Here is a 24532-nt window from a genome sequence, read left to right as displayed (position 1 = left end):
ATAAGCTTGCTTATGAATTCTGCATGCCGGGTTAACGCGAGGCTGCTCCGCATGGCGCACATGGCTGCAAGGCGGTGAGGGATGGGCTTCGGGTATTGGGCGGCGGTATTGGGCTGGGCCGGGCTATGGGAACCGGCGCAAGAATGCTACATATGAGGGCAATGAGCCTGGCCAAGCCGACATTTCCTGCCCCCGACCACGATCACGGCCGCTGCGCCGCGGACGCGATGGCGCATGCCGAACAGGTGTGCGCGCGGCGCGGCCAGAAATTCACCCCGATCCGGCGTCAGGTGCTGCAGGCGCTGCTGTCGAGCCATCGGCCGCTCGGCGCCTATGAGGTGATCGACGAGCTGGCCAAGACGATGCCGCGCCCGGCACCGATTACCGTCTATCGCGCGCTCGACTTCTTGATGGAGAACGGCCTCGTTCACCGCATCGAGAGCCGCAACGCCTTCCTCGCCTGCGCGCACGATCATGACGAGACCTCAATGGTGGCGTTCCTGATCTGCGACCATTGCGGCTCGGTCGGCGAGATCCCCGCCGCCCCGGTCGCGCAAAGCCTGACCGCGGCGGCGCGGGCGTCGGGCTTCATCCCGAAACTCTCCGTCGTCGAGATCGCCGGCACCTGCGCGCATTGCCAGAAGACGTGATGCGCGGATGCGATTGAGGCGAACGCTTAACGGCAAAGGCGCTCTGCTCCCTCTCCCGCTTGCGGGGGAGGGCTGGGGTGGGGGCTCTCTCCACGAGTCGCATTGTGGAGAGAGCCCCCACCCGCTGCGCTCTTCGAGCGCAGCGACCTCCCCCGCAAGCGGGAGAGGTGAGGCCAGCGGTGAGCGTCTGAGCTACTCATCTCAATAGAACAACAACACGGCAGCAAGCCGGCCCGCGAGGAAACATGTCGACCCAAGCGATCTCCGCCAGCGTCACGAGGCCCGTCAGCGTCGGCCATGGGCTGCCGCCCGGCGCCATCGCATTGATGCTGATGCTGTGCGTGAGCTGGGGCTTCAACCAGCTCGCGGTGAAGCTCGCGCTACCCGATGTGCCGCCGATGCTGCAGGCGCTGATCCGCTCCTCAGGCGCGCTGCCGGTGATGCTGATCGTCGGCCGCCTGCGCGGCGTCAAATTCTTCGAGCGCGACGGCACGCTGCTGCCGGGTGTGATCGCCGGGCTGATGTTCGGCTGCGAGTTCGTGCTGATCTTCACTGGCCTCACCTTCACCTCGGCGTCGCGCGCCTCGGTCTTCCTTTACACCGCGCCGTTCTTCGTCGCGCTCGGCTCGCATCAATTCCTCGGCGAGCGTCTCTCGACCGTGCAGTGGAGCGGGCTGGCGCTGAGTTTTGCCGGCGTCGCGCTCGCGATCGGCGTGCCGCAGCCGAACGTCGATGCCAAGGTGCTGCTCGGCGACCTCATGGTGGTCGGCGGCGGCGCGCTGTGGGCGGCGACCACGCTGGTCGCCAAGGGCACGCAGCTGCGCAAGGCCGCGCCGGAAAAGGCGCTCGGCTACCAGGTCGCAATCTCGATTCCGATTCTCGGCCTCGCAGCCTGGATCGCCGGCGAGCGCATCGACCACGTGCCGAGCGCGCTGTCGATCTCGCTGCTCGCCTATCAGGCGGTCTGGGTGGTGGGCTGCACTTTTGTCATTTGGTTTGCGATGGTGAAGACTTATTCGGCGAGCAAGCTGTCGGCCTTCACCTTCGTCACGCCGCTGTTCGGCGTGGTCGCGGCCTATTTCATCATGCACGACACGCTGACGCCGGTGTTCGGCGTCGCCGCGCTGCTGGTGATCGCCGGCCTCTATCTCGTCAACAAGCCCGACCCGAAGGTGACGCCGGATCCGAACGTTCCGGCGTGAGAGTTTGAGATCGCGATGTTTGGCTCGCCAACGGCGCAACAAACTCACTGTCGTCCCTGCGAAAGCAGGGACCCATAGCCACGAATGGTTATTGGTGAGCGATGGTGGAACGTCGAATCCCGTTCACAACACTCGCCGCGGCGTATGGGTCCCTGCTTTCGCAGGGACGACCCGTGGAGAGAGTCCCGCTTCTTTTCCGCTACCCGACCTCGATCGGCAGCGACTCATCCTTCGCCCATTCGCCCATCGAGCCGTCATAGAGCGTGAGATTGTCGTAGCCGAGCCGATGCAGCTGGAACAGGTCGATGGTCGCGGAGATGCCGCCGCCGCAATAGGCGACGACGCGCTTGTCCCTGGTGATGCCTTGCGCGGCGAAGGTCGCTTCCGCCTCCGCAAGCGGCACGAACGTCTTGCCCTTGGGATCGATCAAGGTTGCCGCCGGCACGCTGACGCTGCCGGGGATGCGGCCGGGCCGGCCATAACGGCTTGGCTCCAGTCCCTTGTAGAATTGCGGGCCGAGCGCATTGACGATCACGGTGTCGCGCTCTGTGGTCGCGGCGAGCACGTCGCGCTTGCCGACGAACATGCCGTCCTTCGGCCGCGCCGAGAACGTCGCCTGCGGATAGCCGCCGGCAAGCCCGGTCTCGATGTCGCGTCCCTCGGCGGTCCATTTGTCGATGCCGCCGTCGAGCACCGCGGCTCCGTCGAAGCCGAGCGAATGCAGCATCCACCAGAACCGCGTCGCCCACATCGCCGTGCCGATCGAATAGAGCACCACGCGGCTGCCCGCCGAAATGCCGTGGCGGCCGAACGCGGCCTCGAGCTGGGCCGTCGGCGGCATCATGAAGCGCAGCTCAGTGCGGGGGTCGGAGAACTCGGCCTGCAGATCGAGGAAATTCGCGCCGGGGAGGTGGCCGGCCTCGAAGGTCTGGCGGCCAGAGACGACAATATAGGGAACGTTGCTGCCGGCGGGGGCCGGCTCCAGATAGGTCGTGCAGTCGAACAGGCGCAGCTCGGGGCGGGTCAGGATGTCGGCAAGTTCCGCCGTGGTGATCAGCTCGCTATGGCCGGCCATGTCGCGCCCTCCCGGAATGATCTTAAGGGGATGCTAGAGCATGATCCGAAAAAGTGGGTACCGGTTTTTCGGAAAGATCATGCTCAAACCGTAAGGAGTCCGCCGGATCACATGAAAAGCTGTCACTTTGCCCTTTGATTCACCCCAATTCGGCCCAATATAGCTGTCCATGCAGGACGCCGCTGCATGGCTTGCCTTTGGCCTCAATCGGCGCCATAAGCTGTTGAATTCACTCCGAAACATCACCGTTTGGCCCGCCATGCGCGAGGCCCACCGCCCCCTTGGTGAATGTCACCGAAACCTGATATTCGAGACGCCATGAACAAGCCCGAGATTTTGCCGCAAGACGACGACATCGCCGGTCCCGCACCGCGGCACCGAACCACGCAGGTCATGGTCGGCAACGTCGCCGTCGGCGGCGGCGCGCCGATCGTCGTGCAGTCGATGACCAACACTGACACTGCCGACATCGAGGGCACCATCGCCCAGGTCGCCGCGCTGTCGCGCGCCGGCTCCGAGATGGTGCGCATCACCGTCGACCGCGAGGAAGCCGCAGCCGCCGTGCCGCACATCCGTGACGGCCTGCGCAAGCTCGGCATCACCACGCCCCTGATCGGCGACTTCCACTATATCGGCCACAAGCTGCTCGCCGAATATCCGGCCTGCGCCGAGGCGCTCGACAAGTACCGCATCAATCCCGGCAATGTCGGCTTCAAGAACAAGCGCGACACCCAGTTCGCCGACATCATCGAGATCGCCAACAAGAACGACAAGCCGGTGCGCATCGGCGCCAATTGGGGCTCGCTCGACCAGGAGCTGCTGACCAGGCTGATGGACGAGAACACGGCGTCGGCCAATCCGCGCGATGCCCGCGCGGTGACCCGCGAGGCGATGGTGCAGTCGGCGTTGCTGTCGGCGGCCCGCGCCCAAGAGCTCGGCATGCCCAAGAACAGGATCATCCTGTCGGCGAAGGTCTCCGCCGTGCAGGATCTGATCGCGGTCTATCAGGAAGTCGTGCGCCGCTCGGATTACGCGATCCATCTCGGCCTCACCGAGGCCGGCATGGGCTCGAAGGGCATCGTGGCCTCGTCGGCCGCGCTCGGCATTCTCCTGCAGCAGGGTATCGGCGACACCATCCGCATCTCGCTGACGCCGGAGCCCGGCGGCGACCGCACGCTGGAAGTGCAGGTCGCGCAGGAATTGCTGCAGACCATGGGCTTCCGCACCTTCGTGCCGCTGGTTGCGGCCTGCCCGGGCTGCGGCCGCACCACCTCGACCACGTTCCAGGAACTGGCGCGCTCGATCCAGGATTTCATCCGCGACGAGATGCCGGCCTGGAAGACCAGGTATCCGGGCGTCGAAGAGCTCAACGTCGCGGTGATGGGCTGCATCGTCAACGGCCCCGGCGAATCCAAGCACGCCAATATCGGCATCTCGCTGCCCGGCACCGGCGAAGCGCCGGCCGCGCCGGTCTTCGTCGACGGCAAGAAGTTCCGCACCCTGCGCGGTCCGGGCATCGCCGCCGACTTCAAGGCGCTGGTGATCGACTATATCGACCAGAAGTACGGCGCCGGCGCCAAGGTGCCCGAGCCCGCGGGCGCCGCGGAGTAATTTCACTCCGCGCCTAACCCACACTCAACCGTCGTCCCGGCGAAGGCCGGGACCCATAACCACAAGACGTGGTTATGGCGCGAGATGCGGGTTACCAGCCTTCGCAAAATACAATCCTGTGGTTATGGGTCCCGGATCTGCGCTCCGCTTCGCTGCGCTTGTCCGGGACGACGGATATGCTTGCGGCGCGGATTGCGCTTCGCTGCATCCGGGCTACCATGCTCCCAATCAAGAACCATCGGGAGAACGCCCATGAGCTCGCTGTCCGGCAAGCAGGGTCCGCGCTACCGCCACCTCGCCGACCAATCCGAGCCCTATGAGACCATCGGCGTCGAGAAGCTGACGCCGATCATCGGTGCGGAAATCTCCGGCGTCGATATTGGCAGACTGGTTGGCGACGATGCGCGCTCCAACCGGCAGATGGACGAGATCCATCGCGCGCTCGCCGAAAACCTCGTCATCTTCTTCCGCGACCAGCACATCAGCCCCGACCAGCATCTCGCCTTCGGCCGCAAGTTCGGCGAGCTGCACGTCCACCCGGCCGCGCCCAATGAGGGCGATCCGGCGCTGATGAAGATCTATGCCGACAAGGATTCACCGCGCGCCAATGGCGAGGGCTGGCACACCGACGTGTCCTGCGACCTCGAGCCGCCGATGGGCTCGATCCTCTACATCAAGCAATGCCCACCGCGCGGCGGCGACACCCTGTTCGCCAACATGTACGCGGCCTATGAGGCGCTGTCGGACCGCATGAAGGCCTATCTCGACGGGCTGACCGCGCTGCATGACGGCGAGCAGACCTATCGTGGTCTGTACGCCAATTACGGCGTCGCCGACAAACGGGAATATCCCCGCGCCGAGCATCCGGTGGTCCGCACCCATCCGGTGACCGGCAAGAAATCGCTCTACGTCAATCGCGGCTTCACCCGCTTCATCGTCGGCATCCCGCGCGACGAGAGCGATGCCATGCTGGCCTATCTCTACCAGCATGCCGAGAACCCGCTGTTCCAGTGCCGCTTCCGCTGGACCGAGAACGCGATCGCGTTCTGGGACAATCGCTGCGCCCAGCACCGCGCGATGTGGGATTACTGGCCGCACACCCGCTCCGGCACCCGCGTGACCGTGAAGGGCGAGCGGCCGGTGTGAGCACAGCGCTCACCTTGCGCCGTCGCGCCGGCCGCGGCTGAACTCGATGCTTCGGCCTCGCCCAAAGCTGCGCGGTTAACAGGGGTAATCCTTGCGGGTCATAGTATCCGTGAGCCGGTGAGCCCTATGATGCCGCATCATAATGGGCGATATCACCATGCGGCGGGTGATACTGGACGCGCGCGGACATGAGAGCATCGTCATTTGCGTTGACGGGAACTCAACTTGTGAACGTGCCGGCTCGCGCGTCAGATCGGATCGAGCGCCATTCGCTCCGGGGATGATGCGCCGGGCGGCCCCGCTATGGTTCGCAGCAACCCTCGCGGTGACGTGTCTTTCAGATGTGCCGGGTTCCGGCGGGGCGCACGCGCAGTCCAATGGCATCGCCGGCAATTCCCCGCAACTTGCACAAGCCAAGACGAGCCCTGCGGGCGACGCTGGTCCAGCCGCGGAACAACCGCAAAGCGCGGACGCGCTCGCCCGCGAACTCGCGACAGCGCGGAAAGACATCGAATTGCTGCAGGGCTTGCTGACCAAGGAACGCGAAAATTCGGTTCAAGTCGAAAATGCTCTGCAGAGCGAAGCTGAAAAGCTGAAAAAATCGCTGAAGGCCATGCCGCAAGGCGACGTAGCGGACTTGCAGAGATCGTTGCGCGAGGAGCGTGGGCGAACCGCGCAGCGGGAACAGGAGCTGGAGGCGGCTCGTCTTGATCTGGACAAGTTGGCTGCACTGCTGGTCAAGGCAAACGACGAGACGGCGAAGCTGAAGCAGGCTTCGCAAAGCGGCGCAGCGGACTTGCAGAAGCCCCTGGCGGAGGAGCATGAGCGGGCCGCGCGATTGGAGCAGGAGCTGGCGGCGGCGCGTCGGGACGTGGAAACGCAGGCCGCGCTGGCGGCCAAGGCGAGCGATGACGCGGCCCGGCTGAAGGCGGCCTCGCAAAGCGGCGCAGCGGACGTGCAGAAGCCGTTGGCGCAGGAGCGCGAGCGTGCCGCGCGACTGGAGAAGGAGCTTATGGCGGCGCGTCGAGACGTGGAAACGCAATCAGCGCTGGCGGCCAAGGCAAGCGATGAAGCGGCTAAGCTGAAGGCTGCCTCGCAAAGCGGAGCGGCGGACCTGCAGAAGTCGCTGGGACAGGAGCACGACCGGGCCGCACGGTTGGAGAAGGACCTTGCGGCGGCTCGCCGTGACGTGGAAACGCAGACCGCGTTGGCGGCCAAGGCAAGCGATGAAGCGGCTAAGCTGAAGGCTGCCTCGCAAAGCGGAGCGGCGGACCTGCAGAAGTCGCTGGGACAGGAGCACGACCGGGCCGCACGGTTGGAGAAGGACCTTGCGGCGGCTCGCCGTGACGTGGAAACGCAGACCGCGTTGGCGGCCAAGGCGAGCGATGAGGGGGCTAAGCTGAAGGTTGCCTCGCAAAGCGGCGCAGCCGACTTGCAGAAGTCGCTGGGGCAGGAACATGAGCGTGCCGCGCGATTGGAGAAGGACCTCGCGGCGGCTCGTCGTGACGTGGAAGCGCAGACCGCGTTGGCGGCCAAGGCGGGCGATGAGGCGGCTAAGCTGAAGGCTGCCTCGCAAGGCGGCGCAGCCGACTTGCAGAAGTCGCTGGGGCAGGAACATGAGCGTGCCGCGCGATTGGAGAAGGACCTTGCGGCGGCGCGTCGTGACGTTGAAACGCAAACCGCGCTTGCGGCCAAGGTGAGCGATGAGGCGGCCCGGCTGAAGAAGGCCTCCGAAGGCGGTGCGGCGGACTTGCAGAAGTCGCTGGGGCAAGAGCACGAGCGGGCCGCGCGGATGGAACTGGACCTCGCGGCGGCGCGTCGTGACGTGGAGATGCAAACGGCAGCGGCGGCCAAGGCACACGATGAACTCGCCAAGCTGAAGCTGACAACGGAAGCCGGCGCTGCTGAACAGCGGCGGTCGATGCAGAAGGAGCATGAGAGGGCCGACGCTCTGGCGCAGGATCTCGCGACAGCGCGCAGCAAAGTCTACGCCTACGAGGCTCAGGCGGCCAAAGCCAGCGACGAGGCAGCGCAGCACAAACAGGCGGAATCAAGCGATACCGCTGAGTTGCGACAATCGCTCCAGCGCGAGCGACAGCGGGCGGAACAACTAGCTCGCGATCTTGCAACCAAGAGCCGCGAACTCGATGCCCAGACCGAGCGGGTGGCCGCAGCGAACACGCAAGCCGTCGGGGCGAAGCAGGCCGCCGAGCAGGCTGTGGCTGAGCAGCGCAGCCTGCTGCAGAAGGAGCGTGGCAGGGCCGAGCAATTGGAGCGGGATCTTGCATCGGCGCGCCGCGACGTCGGTACGCTCGCCGCGAAAGTGCCGCCCGCCGCGTCTCAGGTCGCCACGACCGGCAACGCTGGCCGGGCCATACAGGAGGAGCCGGCGGGCGCAGCGGTGGCATCAATCGAGAACCGGGCCGTGCCGACGCGAATCGTAGGCAATGTCGAGGCCGCCCCTGACGACAATGCGCAAGAGGCGAGATTGATGGCGCGGGCGCGCCTGCTGCTGGAACAGGGTGACATCGGTGCTGCGCGGATCGTGCTGGAACGCGTCGCCGAGACGGGCAGCGCCCAGGCAAGCTTCGCGCTCGCGGAAACCTACGATCCGCTGACCCTCTCGACCTGGGGAACGTATGGAACGCGCGGCGATGCGACCAAGGCTCGCGATCTCTACGCCAAGGCCGAGGCCGGTGGAATCAAGGAGGCAAAGGCGCGATTCGAGGCGCTGCGCTGATCGAGCGATCCTTGCAGCAAGGCCGAACGCGCTGACGGGATGTCGTGCAAAGGAGCTGGCCGATGAAAAGATCTACCGGATTGCGTCCGCTGTTCCTGCTTGCGACCCTGGTGTCGTTGCTCGTTGTGCCGCAGCCGCCCGCGGCGGATGCGCGGCCGCAACATGGTCAGCCTCACAAGGCTCGCCTGATCCGGGCCGAATCGTCCCAGGTCAGGCCCGAAGTTCTCGCCATGAATGCCTGGGTCGTCGGTCTCGCCGGCGGCCTTCTCGAGGGCGCGCCGATCCGCCTGGCCGCGGAGATGGCCCGCGTGACCGATGACGGCGACAATCTGCACGTGCTGCCGGTGGTGACGCGAGGCGCCGTGGAGAATCTGAACTCGCTGCTGTATTTGCGCGGCATTGATGCTGCGATCATCAATTCCGACGCACTGGAGGAATACAAGAGCCAGGTGCCGGACATCCAGCGACGGATCGCCTATGTCCTGAACCTGTTCCCGTCCGAGCTGCATATCTTCGTTCGGCCGGAGATTCGGAGCCTGAGCGACCTCGCCGGCAAGAAGGTGAACTTCAACAACCAGGGTACCGCCGCAGCCTATTCGGGTCCGCTGATCTTCAGTCGCCTCGGCATCGAGGTCGAGAAGACGTTCATTCCGCACCAGGTCGCGCTCGAGCAGATGCGGAAAGGCGACATGGCGGCCGTCGTCTTCATTACCTCGAAGCCGGTCGATGCATTTGTGAAAGGCCGGTTTGAATCCGGCTTCAAGTTCCTGCCCGTCCCGTATGACAGCAAGTTCGAGGACTATTATCTGCCGGCAACTCTCGATGCCGCCGATTACCCAAATCTGATCAAGCCGGGTGATCGCGTCGCCACGATCGCCGTGCCGACCGCTCTCGTTGCCTTCAATTGGCCGGCCAGCACCAACCGTTTTGAGCGTGTTGCACGCTTCGTCGATCATCTGTTCTCGCGTATCGACAGGCTGCAAGGACCGGGCTTCGACCCGAAGTGGAAATCGATCAACCTCGGAGCGACGGTGCCCGGTCTCACGCGCTTTCCTGCCGCGCAGGCGTGGCTCGATCGTCAATCGGCACGGGCATCGCAATGACCAGGCTCGCCGTCCCGCTGCTTGCCGCAACCGCCGCCGTCAACGGCGTTGCCCTGGCGCAAGGGATGGAAGACCCCATGGCACAGCTACGCGCCTGTTCCCAGCTGCAACGTGAAGCGCGTCTGGAGTGCCTCGACAAGCTGTCGCACGCCACTGCGCCGACCCGCCGCGATGCGTCGAGAGCCGGCAATTGGACGATCAGCGAGACGACGTCGCCCGTCGATTACTCACCGATCGCCACTGCAACGATCTACGATTCGGTCGAATCGTCGATGAAGCTGTCGATCCGGTGTCGCGGCGGGCGGACCGAATTGTCCTTCGCGGGACCCGCGATCTCGGGCCGCGGTGACGGCTATGCGATTTCTTATCGCATCAACGACGGTCCGCCGGCGCAGGTCGCGGCAACCGTGCCGTCGTTTGGTTCCGGCGTCGCCGTCGCGGGCGATGCCGTTCGCTTGTTGCAATCGCTTCCCGATAGCGCGGTCCTTGCTGTCCACCTCTCACCCGGTGCCGGGGCTGCCCATGACGCAACATTCTCGCTCGCGGGGCTGGACGCGATGCGAGCGAGGATGGCCGCGATCTGCAAATGGCCGCTCGCTGTCGCAAGGCCCAGCAATTGAGAAGTGTGTTCGGCGATTTTTCGAGATGGAGATCTTTGATGCGCGATTTTGAATCTGTTGCGAAGCTTATTGCGATGGCTGCCATCGCTGTGCTGGCTTCCACGTCCTTGGCGGCGGCGGAGCAAGGTGGGAAATACTGGGTGCCGACCGCGCAGTCCGCGGCAGCCCCGGCGAGCGACGCTCGGAAGCCTGAAACGCCGCGCGCCGCCGCCGAAACACGCAAGCGCGCCGCACTTGCGCGCATGCACGATCCGGCGGCGCCGAAAGGCAAGGAGCATCATCTGGTCCTGCAGGTGAACAGCAATGACCCTGCCGCCATGAATCTCTCGCTCAACAACGCAACGAACGTGGCCGAGTATTACAAGGGTCTTGGCGAAAAGGTGAAGATCGAGGTGGTCACGTTCGGCCCGGGCCTGCACATGCTCCGCGAGGATACGTCGCCGGTGAAGGCTCGTATCGAGGAAATGGCCCTCAGTTCACCCGAGGTGTCGTTCAAGGCCTGCGGTAACACGCAGGAGAAGATGCAGAAGGCCGAGAACAAGTCGATCCCGATCATCAAGCAGGCGGAAGTCGTGAAGTCCGGCGTCGTGCGTGTGATGGAACTGCAGGAGAAGGGATGGGCCTACGTGAAGCCGTGATCTGGAGGGCCAGCTTGCCTTGAACCCCGTTGCGCGGGCGCGGACCGGCCGGCGCAGAGAATGGGTGTAAATCCATCAGCGCGCGGGACAGGGTTGCCGGCCGCGCGGCCAATCGCATTGACGCCGCGCATCGGCTACGCCAAGCTCCGGGAAAATCAAAAACAACTCCCGGGGAAACGCCATGCTCCGCGCCGAAGACAACAAATTCCTCACCGAATCCGGTGCCGGAACGGGAATGGGTGAACTGCTGCGCCGGTTCTGGATTCCGGTGCTGCTGTCGGAAGAGCTGCCGGAGCCGGACAGCGACCCGAAGAAGATCGTCGTCATGGGCGAGGAGCTGCTGGCCTTCCGCGACTCGCGGGGCGTGGTCGGAATCATCGATCAGTATTGTCCGCATCGCGGCGCCAATCTCTGGCTCGGCCGCAACGAGGAATGCGGCATCCGCTGCGTCTATCACGGCTGGAAGTTCGACACCGACGGCCGCTGCGTCGACATGCCGACCTCCTATCCGGACCTCAACGCCAAGGACCTGATCCGCATCAAGTCCTATCCGGTGCGCGAATGGGGCGAGATGATCTGGGCCTATATGGGCCCCGCCGATCAGATGCCCGAATTGCCGGCGCTGGAGATGGCGCTGCTGCCGGCCTCGCATCGCTTCGTCACCAAGAAGTGGCAGGACTGCAATTGGGTGCAGGCGGTGGAAGGCTCGATCGACACCGCGCATTTCACCTTCGCGCATCTCTCCTTCGAGAAGGAGGAGAACGAAATCCTCGACATCAAGAAGCATTTCGTCAACCCGCTGACGCGGGTCGCGACCGACCACATGCGCTGGATCGCCGAGGATCCGCGGCCGGTGATCAAGATCAATCCGCATGAGGCCGGCCTGACGGTCGCGGGCGGACGGCTTACCGGCAGCGATAACATCTACTGGCGCATCGCCCAGTTCCTGATGCCGTTCCACAGCTATGCGCCGAGCTCGATGCCGGGCGAGAACATGTTCGGCCAGACCTTCGTCCCGGTCAGCGACACCAATTGCTGGATCTACACCTACGCCTGGAATCCGCACCGGCCGCTGACCGACGCCGAACGCGACGGCTATGCCAATGGCAACGGCGTGATGGCGGTGGTCGACGAGAACTACGTGCCGCTGCGCAACAAGGCGAACGATTATCTGATCGACCGCCAGTTGCAGCGGACCAAGAGCTACACCGGCATCAAGGGCGTCTCCGAGCAGGACGCCGCGGTGCAGGACAGCCAGGGCCCGATCGCCGACCGCACCCGCGAGCATCTCGGCCCGACCGATCTCGGCATCATGCATTTCCGCAAGCTGGTGATGGAGGCGGCCCGCGCGCTGCAAAGGGGCGAGGCACCGCCGCACGCGGCGCACCAGGATCGCTACACCGTACGCTCCGGCGCCTGCGTCACCAGCAAGACCAAGGATCTCACGGCCGTAATGATCGAACGGTTCGGCGATCCCGCGGGCTTCGTCGGCGGTCCCGGGCAGAACGCCGCGGCGGAATAGGCTCCTTGCTGTCGTCCCGGCGAAGGCCGGGACCCATAACCACGAATGCAGATTGTCTTGAGACGCTGTGGCCACAGCGCATCTCAACAATTTCCGACGGTGGTTATGGGTCCCGGCCTTCGCCGGGACGACGTGGGGGGATACGGCTACAGCGGTATCCTGCGATACTCCCGATTGGAGAGGCTCGCCTCCTCCAGATCCAGGTCGCGCTCGATGCGCCGCCTGGTTTCGTCGGTGATCTTGCCGTCGCGCAGCAGCATATGGATGAACTTGCGCTCGGACGAGATCAGCTCCCGCGTCAGCGCGGTGCCGGCGGCGGAGACGTCGTGCTTGTCGGGATCGAGCGTATCGGGCAGCTGGTTGATGCGGATTTCGTGGCGCGAGCGCAGCAGCTTGATCACCTCGTCGGAGAGCTCGCGGTCGTCGGTGATGGCGTCGAGCGATTTCAGCGCGGCGTTCAGCGCCTCGCGCCGCGCCTCGATTTCCTGCTCGTGCTCGGCGATATGCTCGCTGCGCCCGTCCTTGGCGAGGCCGAGCACGCGCACCACCGGCGGCAATCCGAGGCCGAGTCCGACCAGGGTCACGAAGATCACGCCGAAGGCGACGAACAGGATCAGGTCGCGATACGGGAAGGCCTCGCCGCCGGGCAATGTCAGCGGCAGCGCAAGTGCTGCGGCGAGCGAGACCGCGCCGCGCACGCCGGTGAAGGCGACCACGAACACCGCCCGCCACGACGGCAGCGGATCGCGCTCGCGCACGCGGGCGCTGATCCAGCGCGGCAGATAGGTGCCGGGAAACACCCAGAGGAAGCGCGCGACGATCACGATGACGGCGACCAGCGCGGTGGCGGTCAGGATGTCGTAGAGCGGGAACGCCTTCGACTTCTCGTACAGCGAGCGCATCTGGAAGCCGGTCAAGAGGAACAGCAGGCCCTCGATCAAATAGATGATCAAATCCCAGAAGAAGATGCCCTGCAGGCGCGTCGCGGCCGAGATCAGCAGCGGTCCGTTCCAGCTCATATAGAGGCCGCAGGCGACGGTTGAGATGACGCCGCTGCCGCCGAAATGCTCGGGGATCCAGTAGGCGAGGTAGGGCGTGATCAGCGACAGCGTGATCTCGACCTGCGGATCCCTGGCGCGGCGGCGGGCGCGCAGGCTGAGCCAGCCGACCGCCGTGCCGAACGCGATCTCGCCGGCAACGATGACGAGGAAAGTGCCGGTCGCCTTCGGCAGCGAGAACAGCCCGGTCGTGATGGCGGCCAGCGCGAAGCGGTAGAGGATCAGCGCGGTCGCGTCATTGGCCAGCCCCTCGCCCTCGAGCACCACCAGGATCCGGCGGGGCATGCCGAGCTTGCGCGCGATTGCGAGCGGCGCGACCACGTCCGGCGGCGCGACGATCGCGCCGAGCAGGAAGCCGATGCTCCAGGGCAGCCCGATCAGATAGTGGGTTGCGGCCGCGACCATGAAGGCGGTGAAGATCACGCAGCCGACCGAGAGCAGGATGATCGGCCGCAGATTGGCCTTGAACTCGCGCCAGCTCATCGCGACGCTCGCCGAATAGATCAGCGGCGGCAGCACCACCAGAAGTACGAGCTCGGGCGGCAGTTCCAGCGACGGCATGCCCGGCACGAAGGCGAGCACGATGCCGACCAGCAGGAGCAGGATCGCCGGCGCAATATCGGTCCGCCGTGCAACCAGGGCGGTTCCCGCCAGCACGCCGAGCAGAGTGAGAAAGATCTGAAACTTGGCTTCCATACTGGGCTCAATTCGCCCGGAAACCAGCGCCAGTCAATGCGGTCCGGCCGGAGCCGGACCGTTGGGGCGTGTCACAAAGCCGTCGCAGGGATGCGGTGGGCCGCCCGGTCAGTCCCGCTGATCGTAGCGGTAGGACTTCGAGACGATCTGCCAGCCGTCGGCGAGCTTCATTGCGACAAGGTAGTCGGTGAAATAGCGCGGCGGCAGCTGGCAACGCACCTTGATGAAGGCGGTGTTGTCGTCGGAGCGGTCGATGGTGACGATGAAGTCCTCGCGCGGCTTGCCTTCGGCCTTCGCCGACGGCCGCTTGCGCACCAAAGCGAGCCAGTCCGGCACGCTGAGGACCTTCAGCTCGCCCTTGTCCACCCAGCGCAGGTCGGCGCTGGGATGAAAGGCCGTCGCGAGCTTGTCGGCATTGCTCTCATAGAGGCCGTCGAAATAGGTTTGCACGACGCTTTCGACGCTGGATCGTTCTTGGCTCATTGGTTAGTCCTCCCGGCAGGGTTTTGGTTGACTAAGCGCGTTTTCGAGCGAAGTGGGTACCGGTTCGCGTGAAGAAAACGCGTCAAACAAGAATCGAGAGCCCCCGTTCCGATACAATCAGAACGGAAAGGGCTTTAGGATTTAGCCATGAACCGCCGGATTGCGCCATGGCCGGCGATAAAATTCCGCGTGAGGAGTGAGTTGTGACCGCATCTGCAAGTTCGAACGAAACGATCCTGACCGGCGAATGCTTCTGCCGCGACGTGCGCTATGAAGTGGCCGACGCGTTTGGCTATGCGCTGAATTGTCACTGCTCGAATTGCCGGCGCACCACGGGATCGGCGTTCAAGCCGTTCGCGGGCATCGCGCGCGAAAAGTTTACCGTCACCAGCGGCGCCGAGGGACTTTTGATCTACGGCGACGAGCTCACCCATGACGCGCATTGCGGCCGCTGCGGGTCGCTGCTCTATTCGCGCGTCCGCAACGGCGCCTATGTCCATGTCACGATGGGCACGCTGCGCGATGCGCCGACGATCCGGCCGACCGCGCATATCTTCGTCGGCTCCAAGGCGCCCTGGTACGAGATACTGGACGACCTGCCGCAATATCAGGAGCACGTCACGCAAGGCGGGGAATAAATCCGCTCAAGGCAAGTTCTTGCCCTGAGTTGGGTCCGCTTGCACCACCGGTGTCTCGGACGGCCCCAGCGAGAACGCGAGCACGACGTTGTCGGCGCGCTGCTTGAATTCCTTGCCGACTGCGGTGCGCGCTGCGTCGGCAAGTTCCTGCAATGGCTTGTCTTGGAGCAGGTTCGGGAAGGTAACAGTCACCGACGTGAGCCGGCCATTGTGCCAGTTGAAGCCGACCGCCGGTTTGACCCCCACCATCGCAAAGAGGTCGTTCTCGACGGCCCTGGCGTGCTTGAAGCCGTCGAACACGGCGTCGACCAGGCCGCAACCTGCGGCGCAGCCGGTCAACAGCGCGAGGGCGAGGAGGGTTCTGGCCATGCTGCGGACCTTGCCGGCTCTGGCGGGTGGAACCGCCGCGCTTGTGCCCTGCATCATGTCCTCCGTGCTTGTGTTCTTGTTGCCGCGATCGTGCACGAAATCGCGTGACCAGCCAAATCCGAACCACCGGTCCGTTTCGTCGACTAACAGTCAGGATGGCGTGGTCCACGCCGTCGCGGATCGTGAGGCGCCTCACAAAGCACCCCCGCCTGCTTCTGGTAAACGGACCTGCATGCTAGAGCGTTTTCGAGCGAAGTGGATACCGGTGCGCGTGAAGAAAACGCGTCAAACAAGAAGCTAGCGCCTCGTTCCGATTCAATCGGAACGGGGGCTCTAGAAAACGGCCAGAGTGTCGCCATGAACGGGTCTGGGCTCTTGAACTTGAAACGGTTGCTGCTCGCCGTCGCGGCCTTGCTGCTGATCGCCTGCCAGCCTGCCTTCGCCGAGAAGCGCGTGGCGCTGGTGCTTGGCAACTCGGCCTATCGGAACACCGCGCCGCTGGCCAACCCGGTCAACGATGCCTCGGTGATGGCCGCGACGTTGAAGAATGCCGGCTTCGATGTGGTCGACTTCCGCAAGGACCTTCCAGCCGTCGAAACCCGCCGCGCGCTGCGCGAATTCGCCGACCTCGCCCGCGAGGCCGATATCGCGCTGGTCTACTACGCCGGTCACGGCATCGAGGTCGACGGCGCCAATTATCTGATCCCGGTCGATGCCCGGCTGGAGCGCGACACCGACGTCTATGACGAGGCGTTTTCGCTTGACCGCATCCTGGTCGCGATCGAGCCGGCGCGGAAGCTGCGGCTGGTGATCCTCGATGCCTGCCGCGACAATCCGTTTGCCAAGACCATGAAGCGGACGCTGGCGACCCGGGCGATCGGTCAGGGATTGGCCAAGGTCGAGCCGACCAGTCCGAATGTGCTGATCGCCTATTCGGCGAAGGCCGGCTCGACCGCGGCTGATGGCGACGGCAAGAACAGCCCGTTCACGATCGCGCTGTCGAAGTTCCTGCCGACCCCCGGTCTCGATGTCCGCCGCGCCTTCGGCTATGTCCGCGACGAGGTGCTGAAGACCACCAACAACCGCCAGGAGCCGTTCGTCTATGGCTCGCTCGGCGGCGAGGACGTGCCGCTGGTGCCGGCACCGGCGAAACCGGCGGCCGCCGCCGCTGTTGCCGCGCCCACAGCGCCGGCACCGACGCCGCAGTCGGAGGCCCGGCGCGATTACGAGCTGGCGCTGCAGATCGGCAACAAGAGCGCGATGAACGCCTTCCTCGCCCAATATCCGAGCGGCTATTACGCCAATCTGGCCAGGTTGCAGCTGGAGAAGTTCACCGCCGAGGACGCGCGCGTGGCCGCCACCGAGAAGGCGCGTCTGGCCGAGCAGGAGCGCGCCCGGCTCGCCGCCGAGGGCGCGCAGAAGGCGCAGCAGGTCAAGGCCGAGGCCGACGCGAAGGCTGCCGAAGCGGCGCGTCTTGCCGCGGAACGGGCCAAGCAGGTCGCACAGGACCAAGCCGCGGCCGCCGAGCAGAAGCGCCAGGCCGATACCGCCGTCGCCGATCGTGCCGCGACGAACAAGGCGGTTCCCGATCAAGCGGCAACGCAGGCCGCAGCCGCAGCGCCGGCTCCCGAGAAGACCACGACCGTGGCCGCATTGGCCACCGGGTCGCCCGAGGTGGACGTAGTCAAATCGGTGCAGACCGAATTGCGCCGCGTCGGCTGCCTGACCGGCACCGTCGATGGCGACTGGAACGCAGCCTCGCAGCGCTCGCTGACGCTGTTCAACCGCTATGCCGGCACCAAGCTCGACATCAAGACCGCGAGCGTCGATACCCTCGATGCCGTCAAGCTGAAGCAGTCCCGCGTCTGTCCGCTGGTCTGCGAGCACGGCTACAAGGCTGACGGCGATCGCTGCAGCAGGATCGTGTGCGCCGAGGGCTCGTTCCTCAACGACGACAATGAATGCGAGAAGCGGCGTGAGCGGAAGCCGGTCGCCAAGCGCGACAGCGACGAGCGTCCGTCGCGCCGTGACCGCGAACGCGCCTTCCGTCCGCAGCGCGAATCGCAGGTCCCGTCCGCGGACATTCCGCGCCCGCAGGGCCGTGCCAGGGCGGAAGGCGGCGGCAGCGGTCAGATCATGTGCGATGCCTATCTGTGCCGTCCGGTCAGGCGCGGCTGCCATCTCGAGTATCGTGGCGGCGGCGGCCCCGGCGGCAACGTCGGCAATGTCGAGGTCTGCAACTAGCACGCGCTTGCAACGAAGAAGCTGTGCTCCCTCTCCCGCTTGCGGGGGAGGGTTGGGGTGGGGGCTCGCTCCGCGAATCGCATTGTGGAGAGAGCCCCCACCCGGATCGCATCTATCGATGCGATCCGACCTCCCCCGCAAGCGGGAGAGGTGCAGCGAGTTTGCCGCAGAGCTAGATCGCGCTCGCGGCGATATTCACCATCAGGGCCAGCAGCGCGGTGTTGAACACGAACGAGATGATGCCGTGCACGGTCGCGGTGCGGCGGATGATCTTGTCGGTGATGCCGACGTCGGAGACCTGCGCGGTCATGCCGATCACGAACGAGAAGTAGACGAAGTCCCAATAGTCGGCGTCGGCATGCGCATCGCCGCTCGGAAACTGCAATCCGCCGGGCGTCTTGCCGCGGTAGAACTCGTGGGCGTAGTGCAGCGCGAACGCGGTGTGGACCGCCGTCCATGACAGCGTGATGGTGACGATTGCCACCGCAAGTCCAGCCGGGCTGCCCTTGGATGCGCCGAGTTCGAATACGATGGCCAGGAGGCTTGCCAGCGCGCCGAACGCGGTCAGCAGCAGGATCAGGAAGCGGCCATCGTCCTGCAATATGGCGCTGCGCTTGATGTGGGCGATGCCACAGCGCAGCATCATCACATAGGCGAGCACGAGATAGAGCGCGGCGAAGGCGTCCCAGCCGGCCAGCATGCGGGTGACGAGGCGCGTCGAGCCGGGGATCAGCAGCGCGACGGTGATGCCGACCGCGATCGAAACGAAGGTGCGCGGCCGGCCCACCACCACGCGGACCGGCATCGGCAGCTTGCGGAAACGAACAAGGCGATCGTCGAACTCCTTGCTCATTTCGCGTTTTACTTTCGGTTAGAGCATGATCCGGAAAAGTGGAGCCCGGTTTTCCGAAAAGATCATGCTCAGACAGAGTAGATTAGATCATGATGCGATTCGCATCGTGATCTAGTTCTTGCGCTCGGCGACGAAGCGGGCGGCCGCGCGCAGCACGTCGCCCCGGTTCCCGAACACCGACAGCGCGGCGTCGGCGCGCGCCAGGAGGTCGCGCACGCGCTGCTTGGCGCCGTCGATGCCGAGCTGGGTGACGAACGTGGTCTTGCCGAGCACGGCGTCGGCGCCGGCCGGTTTGCCAAGCGCGGCGGCGTCGCCCTCGACGTCGAGCAGATCGTCGGCGATCTGGAAGGCTTCGCCGAGCGCTTTGCCGTAATCGTCGAGCGCCTGGTATTCCTTCTGCGAGGACTGGCCGAGGATCGCGCCGGCGATGCAGCCGAAGCGGAGCAGCGCGCCGGTCTTCATCTGCTGCACGCGCGCGACGTCGACCGGCTCGCGGTCGCCGAAGCGGCCTTCGCCGGCGAGGTCGAGGATCTGGCCGCCGGCCATGCCGCCGATGCCGGAGGCGCGCGCCAGCGCGCGGGTCAAGAGCAGGCGCACCTGGGCGTCCTTGTGGATCGCATCGCGGGTGATGATGTCGAAGGCAATCGTCAGCAGCGCGTCGCCGGCGAGGATCGCGGTGGCGTCGTCATAGGCCTTGTGCAGGGTCGGGCGGCCGCGGCGCAGATCGGAATTGTCCATCGCGGGCAGATCGTCGTGGATCAGCGAGTAGCAGTGGATGCATTCGAGCGCTGCGCCCACCAGCAGGGCGGATTCGCGCGGGATGCCGAACACCGCGGCGCTCTCGACCGCGAGGAACGGCCGCAGCCGCTTGCCGCCGCCGAGGCTCGAATAGCGCATCGCTTCGATCAGCCGCTTGGGGCGCACGATCTCGTCGCTCTCGGTCGCATCGGACAGCAGTTTGGCGAGCAGGGCTTCGGTATCCTCCGCGGTCTGGTCCAGCCGCTTGGAAAACTCTGCAGTACCGGTCGTCATTAAGAATTGCTCCAGATCGATTTTCGGCCGGACAATCGTTGATGGGATCGGCTTCGTCAATTCCCGCCCTGCGACGGATTGCGCCTTAAAAGTGCTGGAAAAACCGTGAATTATCCCACAGACGTCTAACGGCGCCGGCCGTGTTCTGGCGGGCGGGTCCTATAATCCTCCCTGGAAAGGTCCTCCCCGGAAACCCCAGCCTTGCGCATTGTCCGGATTTTATTGCTGCTTTTGCTCGCCCTGCTGTTGCTGCCCTATCTGGTGACGCCGTTCTACCGCACCGGTCAGCCAGTTTCGGCCCTGATGGCGTGGCGGACCCTGCGAGGGGCCCCGGTGACGCGGCACTGGGTCGATTTCGGCGCGATGTCGCCCTCACTGCCGCGGTCCGTGGTCGGCTCGGAGGATGCCCATTTCTGCAAGCACCGGGGCATCGATTGGGGGGCGCTGCGCGAGGTGATCGACGACGCCGGGGATGGCGAGGCGGCCCGCGGCGGCTCGACCATCACCCAGCAGGTGGCCAAGAACCTGTTCCTGTGGCCCAGCCGCAGCATGATCCGTAAAGGATTGGAGCTGCCGCTGGCGCTCTGGATCGATTTCGTGCTGCCCAAGCAGCGGATCCTCGAAATCTACCTCAACATCGCGGAAATGGGGCCGTCCGGGCAGTTTGGCGCCGAGGCCGGTGCCCAATATGCCTTCGGCCGGTCGGCGGCAGAGCTGTCATCCCGGGAGGCGGCGCTTTTGGCGGCGATCCTGCCGAATCCGGTCAAAAGGAGCGCCCGGAACCCGGGTCCGGGGGTCCGCAGGCTGTCCGGCACCTACATGGCCCGGGCCAACTCCGTGACCCGCTGCTGGCGCGAAAATCGCGGCTCTTGAGCGCGATTTCGGGCGGATTTTGCTGTCTCCGGGCCTAGATTTACGCGGGCCCTTCCTCTATAAGCGCGGCCTTACCGGCATCGCAGCTTGCGCTTCGAAGCGCTGAGCCCGTCCGCATTTCGGACGATGCCTCCGCAACACCCTAGAGGACACCGTCATGGCCGTTCCCAGAAGAAAAACCTCGCCGTCGCGCCGTGGCATGCGCCGTTCGGCCGATGCGATCAAGACCCCGACCTATGTCGAGGACAAGGACTCCGGCGAACTGCGCCGTCCGCACCACCTCGACCTGAAGACCGGCATGTACAAGGGCCGCCAGGTCCTGAAGGCCAAGAAAGAGTCCTGATCGGACCTTCGGGTTTCGCGCCGCAGGGCATGATCCGGAAAGGCGCGTAGCGGTTTTCCCTCGCGACAAACGCCAGAGGCGTTTGCGCGGAGATCGTCCTCCAATCAAGACGGCGCTGCGCCTGAATTCGGCCAACGAGTGCGGCCAAGACGGGCGCGTCGGCGGCGAGGCCAATGAGCATCGCCGCATTGCTGGTTCTCCCTGAATAAGGCGCAAGCCCCGATGGTCGGTTTTCCGCTGCTGCTCGTTCCGCTCGCGGTCTACAACATCATCGCCTTCCTGATGCCCGGCGTGTCCTTCACGGACCCGCTGATCAGGCTGACATTGCTGTCGGGCGAACAGTGGCAGATCACGCTCAGCGACATGCTGCTCGCCGCCGGCGTGCTGCTGTTGCTGCTCGAGGTCATCAAGGGCGCGCGCCCCGGCGCGAAGTATCTCACCGATCATCTGCTGTCGCTGATCGTGTTCGGCGCGGCGGCCGCCGAATTCGTGCTCTGGCCGAAATTCGGCAACTCGACCTATTGCCTGCTCACGCTGCTGGCGCTGGTCGATTTCATTTCCGGAATTGCGCTGCGCACCCGCCGCCGTGCGGTGGTCGCGACCGTGGCACCGGCGCCGGTCAGCAAGCCGCAGCCCGCCGCGGTCGAGACGCCACGGCCCGTGCCTGCGGTGGAGCCTGCCCCGCCACGGCCCGAGCCGGCAACTGTCGTCACACCGGCGCCCGCCGCGCCGGTCCCGCCAGCGACATCAGTTGCGGAATCCGTGCTGCTCGATCAGTCCACGCCCAAGCCCACGGTCAATTCGCCGGATTTGCAGCCGGGCGGCCAGCCGCCGTCGGACACGCCGCAGCGCTAGACCCCTTTCGAGGACGATCATGAGCGGAGAAACGGCCCTTCCGATCGCCGATTCGACGACCACTCGATCGATCTTCGACTGGCTGGAACGGTTCGCCGCCTGCGTCAGGGCGGTCGACTATGCGGCCGCTCGTCCGTTCTGGCATTCAGACATCATCTCGTTCGGCACCTATCAGGAACTGATCCAGGGCCGTGCGCGCTGGACCGAGATGCAATGGGACAATGTCTGGCCCCGCACCGCGGATTTCGCCTTCGATCTCGCGCATACGCAGGTGCTGATCAGCGCCGACGGCGGCATGGCGACGGTGATCACGCCCTGGACCAGCACCGGCTTCCATGCGGACGGCAGCCGCTTCGATCGGCCGGGACGGGCGACGATCATTCTCGCGCGTCAGGCCGACGGGCGCTGGCTCGGCATCCATTCCCACATGTCGCTGCGCCGCGGCGTGCCGCAGGACAGCCACGGCAACCGGCCCGTCAAGGCCCATTGATCGCGAGATGATGAGCTAAAGCTGATGAGATCAGGTTGAACCGAAACGCGCCGGATAGATTCCACCAAAACTGATCCCGCTTAGATGATTTGCCTGGTCCGCCGCGCGACGCTGCGGCGTTCGTCGAGATGCGGGCCGTAGGCGCTCTGCGCGTCGGCCATTGACCCACGCCGCTGCCCGCAGGTCTGCGGCTCGTGGGCGGCGGTGGCGATCAGATGGGCCACAAACGAAGGATCGGCATGCGCCAGCGGGATCTTGGGCGCCCAATGCGTGGTCGCGGCCAGCGGCACCAGAGCCGTGCCGGTCGCCCCGGCCGTCTCGGTGAACTCGCCGTCCAAGATCCCTGATTGGACTTCTGATTGATCGATATCGCGCATCGCCTGCGACCCGTTGGAGCGTCATCATTTGGGACGTTGCGTCCCTCTGCAACACCCTCATGGCAAGGGTCATGCCCGCCATCCCCAGTTCGTTCCGCGGCAGTCGAAAACGTGGTTTCCAGATTATTTATCAAGTTCTCCTAGCGTTGGATTCACCGGAACCACTATCTTGAGAGTGTAATAGAATCACCGGGTGCCGTCCCAAATCGAGACATGTTCGATGCTCCCTGTCCCGCCAGCTGCCAGCATCCTCGCCTCGCTCGGCCAAGCGACATTCGCCTGGGACTTGGCGACGGATGCGATTGCCTGGAGCGACAATGTGGCGACGGTCTTCCCGGACATTCCGGTCGCTGCGCTTGCGAGCGGCACCGAGCTTGCAAAGCTGATCGAGCCAATGCGCTCGGTTCGATCAGATGCGCTCGGCCAGACTGGAACGGCGCGGAGCGGGGAGGGCGTTCCCTACCGGATCGAATACGGCGTGCGGGCCGTCACCTCAGCGCCGTTGATCTGGATCGAGGAGACCGGCTGCTGGTTTGCCGGCGCCGACGGCAGGCCGGCGCGCGTGCAGGGCGTCGTCCGCATCAACAATGAGCGGCACGCCCGCGACGAGCAACTCGTGAAGCTGTCGCGGCACGATCCGCTGACCAACGAGCTCAACCGCACCCATCTAATCGCCTCGCTCGCCGAGACCATCGAGGAGTGCGCACGCTTCCGCACCTCCTGTGCCTTCATGCTGATCGGCATCGATCATCTGGCGCGGGTCAACGATGCCTTCGGCTTCGATGTCGCGGACGCCGTCATCGCCGAGGTGGCGAAACGGATTCGTGCGCGGCTGCGCAGCGGCGACATGCTCGGCCGCTTCTCCGGCAACAAGTTCGGGCTGATCCTGCGCAACTGCACCGTCGACGACACCAACGTCGCCGCCGAACGCTTCCTCGCCGCGGTGCGCGACGAGGTGGTGCCGACCAGGTCCGGCCCGGTGTCGGTAACGGTCTCGATCGGCGCCGTCACCATCCCGCGCCATGCGAAGTCGGCCGAGGAGGCGGTCAATCGCGCCCAGGAGACGCTGGACGCCGCCAAGAGCCGCCGCGCCGGATCGTTCGCGCTGTGGAAGCCGAATGTCGAGCGCGACGCCCAGCGCCGCGTCAACATCCGCGTCACCGACGAGATCGTCACCGCGCTGAACGAGCGCCGCATCGTGATCGGCTTCGAGCCGGTGGTCGATGCGCGCTCGCGGCAGCCTTCGTTCTACGAGTGCCTGGTCCGCATGGAGCAGGAGGACGGCAGGGCGCTGCTCGCGCCTGACATCGTGCCGGTCGCCGAGCGGCTCGGCCTGATCCGGATGGTCGATCATCGCGTACTGGAGCTTGCGATCGCCGAGCTCGCCTCAGCCCCTGGCGTGCAGCTCAGCCTCAACATCTCGCCAGACACCACGATGGATCCGGACTGGTGGGCCACCATCGAATCGCTGATGCACGCGCATCCCGGCGTCGGCGAGCGGCTGATCGTCGAGATCACCGAGACGGTCGCGATCCAGGATATCGACGACGTCCGCGGCTTCGTCACGCGACTGAAGAATTTCGGCAGCCGGATCGCGATCGACGATTTCGGCGCCGGCTACACCTCGTTCCGCAATTTGCGCAAGCTTGGCGTCGACATTGTCAAAATCGACGGCGCCTTCGTGCAGAACATCGTGCGTTCGGCCGACGACCGCGCCTTCGTGCAGACGCTGATCGATCTCGCGCGCCGCCTTGAAATCAAGACCGTCGCCGAATGGGTGCAGGACGAAGAAGCCGCCGTGATGCTGCGCGAATGGGGCTGCGACTTCATCCAGGGCCGCCTGATCGGCCTCGCCTCGCCGGACCGGCCGTGGAACGCGCCGGCGGAGAAGGTTGTGCCGGCTGCGGGGTGATT

The 24532-nt window shown here is 65.2% G+C and carries 23 protein-coding genes; 16 read left to right on the top strand and 7 right to left on the bottom strand.

Annotated features, from left to right (window positions below; genetic code table 11):
- Positions 1 to 161: 161 nt before the first annotated feature.
- Positions 162 to 650, top strand: coding sequence for a transcriptional repressor (locus AAFG07_RS40890; protein WP_026191999.1), 489 nt, complete (start codon positions 162 to 164; stop codon positions 648 to 650).
- A gap of 245 nt (positions 651 to 895) precedes the next feature.
- Positions 896 to 1852, top strand: coding sequence for a DMT family transporter (locus AAFG07_RS40885; protein ID WP_342725202.1), 957 nt, complete (start codon positions 896 to 898; stop codon positions 1850 to 1852).
- Between the two features lie 199 nt (positions 1853 to 2051).
- Here the strand turns inward: AAFG07_RS40885 and AAFG07_RS40880 are convergent, their stop codons facing one another.
- Positions 2052 to 2927, bottom strand: a complete 876-nt coding sequence (locus AAFG07_RS40880) for a sulfurtransferase (protein ID WP_342725201.1) — start codon at positions 2925 to 2927, stop codon at positions 2052 to 2054.
- Positions 2928 to 3245: 318 nt separating this feature from the next.
- Here AAFG07_RS40880 and ispG point away from each other — a divergent pair, with 318 nt between their 5' ends.
- From ispG to AAFG07_RS40845, 7 genes are all read left to right on the top strand, one after another.
- Positions 3246 to 4538, top strand: coding sequence for a flavodoxin-dependent (E)-4-hydroxy-3-methylbut-2-enyl-diphosphate synthase (gene ispG / locus AAFG07_RS40875; protein WP_342725200.1), 1293 nt, complete (start codon positions 3246 to 3248; stop codon positions 4536 to 4538).
- A 252-nt stretch (positions 4539 to 4790) separates the two neighbouring features.
- Complete coding sequence (locus AAFG07_RS40870) at positions 4791 to 5684, top strand: TauD/TfdA family dioxygenase (RefSeq protein ID WP_092120270.1); 894 nt, start codon at positions 4791 to 4793, stop codon at positions 5682 to 5684.
- A gap of 142 nt (positions 5685 to 5826) precedes the next feature.
- A complete protein-coding gene (locus AAFG07_RS40865; protein WP_342725199.1) occupies positions 5827 to 8424 on the top strand; it encodes a hypothetical protein in 2598 nt (865 codons plus the stop codon).
- 62 nt (positions 8425 to 8486) lie between these two features.
- The gene (locus AAFG07_RS40860) at positions 8487 to 9527 is read left to right on the top strand and encodes a TAXI family TRAP transporter solute-binding subunit (RefSeq protein WP_342725198.1); all 1041 of its coding nucleotides are present in this window, start codon (positions 8487 to 8489) and stop codon (positions 9525 to 9527) included.
- Positions 9524 to 10147 (top strand): hypothetical protein, encoded by a 624-nt coding sequence (locus AAFG07_RS40855; protein ID WP_342725197.1) that lies wholly within the window; start codon positions 9524 to 9526, stop codon positions 10145 to 10147. Before AAFG07_RS40860 ends, AAFG07_RS40855 begins: the two co-directional genes overlap by 4 nt.
- A gap of 38 nt (positions 10148 to 10185) precedes the next feature.
- Positions 10186 to 10785, top strand: coding sequence for a hypothetical protein (locus AAFG07_RS40850; RefSeq protein WP_342725196.1), 600 nt, complete (start codon positions 10186 to 10188; stop codon positions 10783 to 10785).
- Between the two features lie 181 nt (positions 10786 to 10966).
- Positions 10967 to 12307: a Rieske 2Fe-2S domain-containing protein gene (locus tag AAFG07_RS40845; protein WP_342725195.1), complete on the top strand. Its 1341-nt coding sequence runs from the start codon at positions 10967 to 10969 to the stop codon at positions 12305 to 12307.
- A gap of 146 nt (positions 12308 to 12453) precedes the next feature.
- Here the strand turns inward: AAFG07_RS40845 and AAFG07_RS40840 are convergent, their stop codons facing one another.
- Positions 12454 to 14061 (bottom strand): Na+/H+ antiporter, encoded by a 1608-nt coding sequence (locus AAFG07_RS40840; RefSeq protein ID WP_342725194.1) that lies wholly within the window; start codon positions 14059 to 14061, stop codon positions 12454 to 12456.
- Between the two features lie 108 nt (positions 14062 to 14169).
- Positions 14170 to 14544 carry a nuclear transport factor 2 family protein gene (locus tag AAFG07_RS40835; RefSeq protein ID WP_212311980.1) on the bottom strand — a complete coding sequence of 125 codons (375 nt, stop codon included), beginning with the start codon at positions 14542 to 14544 and terminating at the stop codon, positions 14170 to 14172.
- Between the two features lie 203 nt (positions 14545 to 14747).
- Between AAFG07_RS40835 and AAFG07_RS40830 the strand changes: the two genes are divergently transcribed.
- Positions 14748 to 15182 (top strand): GFA family protein, encoded by a 435-nt coding sequence (locus AAFG07_RS40830; RefSeq protein WP_342725193.1) that lies wholly within the window; start codon positions 14748 to 14750, stop codon positions 15180 to 15182.
- Positions 15183 to 15188: 6 nt separating this feature from the next.
- Here the strand turns inward: AAFG07_RS40830 and AAFG07_RS40825 are convergent, their stop codons facing one another.
- Positions 15189 to 15605 (bottom strand): hypothetical protein, encoded by a 417-nt coding sequence (locus tag AAFG07_RS40825; protein WP_342725192.1) that lies wholly within the window; start codon positions 15603 to 15605, stop codon positions 15189 to 15191.
- Between the two features lie 303 nt (positions 15606 to 15908).
- Here AAFG07_RS40825 and AAFG07_RS40820 point away from each other — a divergent pair, with 303 nt between their 5' ends.
- The gene (locus tag AAFG07_RS40820) at positions 15909 to 17795 is read left to right on the top strand and encodes a caspase family protein (protein ID WP_342725191.1); all 1887 of its coding nucleotides are present in this window, start codon (positions 15909 to 15911) and stop codon (positions 17793 to 17795) included.
- A gap of 172 nt (positions 17796 to 17967) precedes the next feature.
- Here the strand turns inward: AAFG07_RS40820 and AAFG07_RS40815 are convergent, their stop codons facing one another.
- Positions 17968 to 18648, bottom strand: a complete 681-nt coding sequence (locus AAFG07_RS40815) for a DUF1345 domain-containing protein (protein ID WP_342725190.1) — start codon at positions 18646 to 18648, stop codon at positions 17968 to 17970.
- A gap of 111 nt (positions 18649 to 18759) precedes the next feature.
- A complete protein-coding gene (locus AAFG07_RS40810; protein ID WP_342725189.1) occupies positions 18760 to 19680 on the bottom strand; it encodes a polyprenyl synthetase family protein in 921 nt (306 codons plus the stop codon).
- A gap of 201 nt (positions 19681 to 19881) precedes the next feature.
- Here AAFG07_RS40810 and mtgA point away from each other — a divergent pair, with 201 nt between their 5' ends.
- The 4 genes from mtgA to AAFG07_RS40790 all read left to right on the top strand — a co-directional run bounded on the left by mtgA (position 19882) and on the right by AAFG07_RS40790 (position 22241).
- Positions 19882 to 20553, top strand: coding sequence for a monofunctional biosynthetic peptidoglycan transglycosylase (mtgA, locus tag AAFG07_RS40805; RefSeq protein ID WP_342725188.1), 672 nt, complete (start codon positions 19882 to 19884; stop codon positions 20551 to 20553).
- Between the two features lie 157 nt (positions 20554 to 20710).
- Complete coding sequence (gene rpmF, locus AAFG07_RS40800) at positions 20711 to 20896, top strand: 50S ribosomal protein L32 (protein ID WP_021077536.1); 186 nt, start codon at positions 20711 to 20713, stop codon at positions 20894 to 20896.
- Between the two features lie 222 nt (positions 20897 to 21118).
- The gene (locus tag AAFG07_RS40795) at positions 21119 to 21751 is read left to right on the top strand and encodes a hypothetical protein (RefSeq protein ID WP_342725187.1); all 633 of its coding nucleotides are present in this window, start codon (positions 21119 to 21121) and stop codon (positions 21749 to 21751) included.
- 19 nt (positions 21752 to 21770) lie between these two features.
- Positions 21771 to 22241: a nuclear transport factor 2 family protein gene (locus AAFG07_RS40790; RefSeq protein WP_342725186.1), complete on the top strand. Its 471-nt coding sequence runs from the start codon at positions 21771 to 21773 to the stop codon at positions 22239 to 22241.
- A gap of 80 nt (positions 22242 to 22321) precedes the next feature.
- Here the strand turns inward: AAFG07_RS40790 and AAFG07_RS40785 are convergent, their stop codons facing one another.
- The gene (locus tag AAFG07_RS40785) at positions 22322 to 22618 is read right to left on the bottom strand and encodes a hypothetical protein (protein WP_342725185.1); all 297 of its coding nucleotides are present in this window, start codon (positions 22616 to 22618) and stop codon (positions 22322 to 22324) included.
- A gap of 220 nt (positions 22619 to 22838) precedes the next feature.
- On the opposite strand from AAFG07_RS40785, the gene AAFG07_RS40780 reads away from it, so the two are divergent.
- The gene (locus AAFG07_RS40780) at positions 22839 to 24530 is read left to right on the top strand and encodes a bifunctional diguanylate cyclase/phosphodiesterase (protein WP_342725184.1); all 1692 of its coding nucleotides are present in this window, start codon (positions 22839 to 22841) and stop codon (positions 24528 to 24530) included.
- The last annotated feature ends 2 nt before the right edge of the window (positions 24531 to 24532 follow it).

Source organism: Bradyrhizobium sp. B097 (genome assembly GCF_038957035.1).
GTDB lineage: Bacteria > Pseudomonadota > Alphaproteobacteria > Rhizobiales > Xanthobacteraceae > Bradyrhizobium.
Note: the sequence above shows the minus strand (reverse complement) of the source record. Positions and strands in the feature narration are given on the sequence as shown.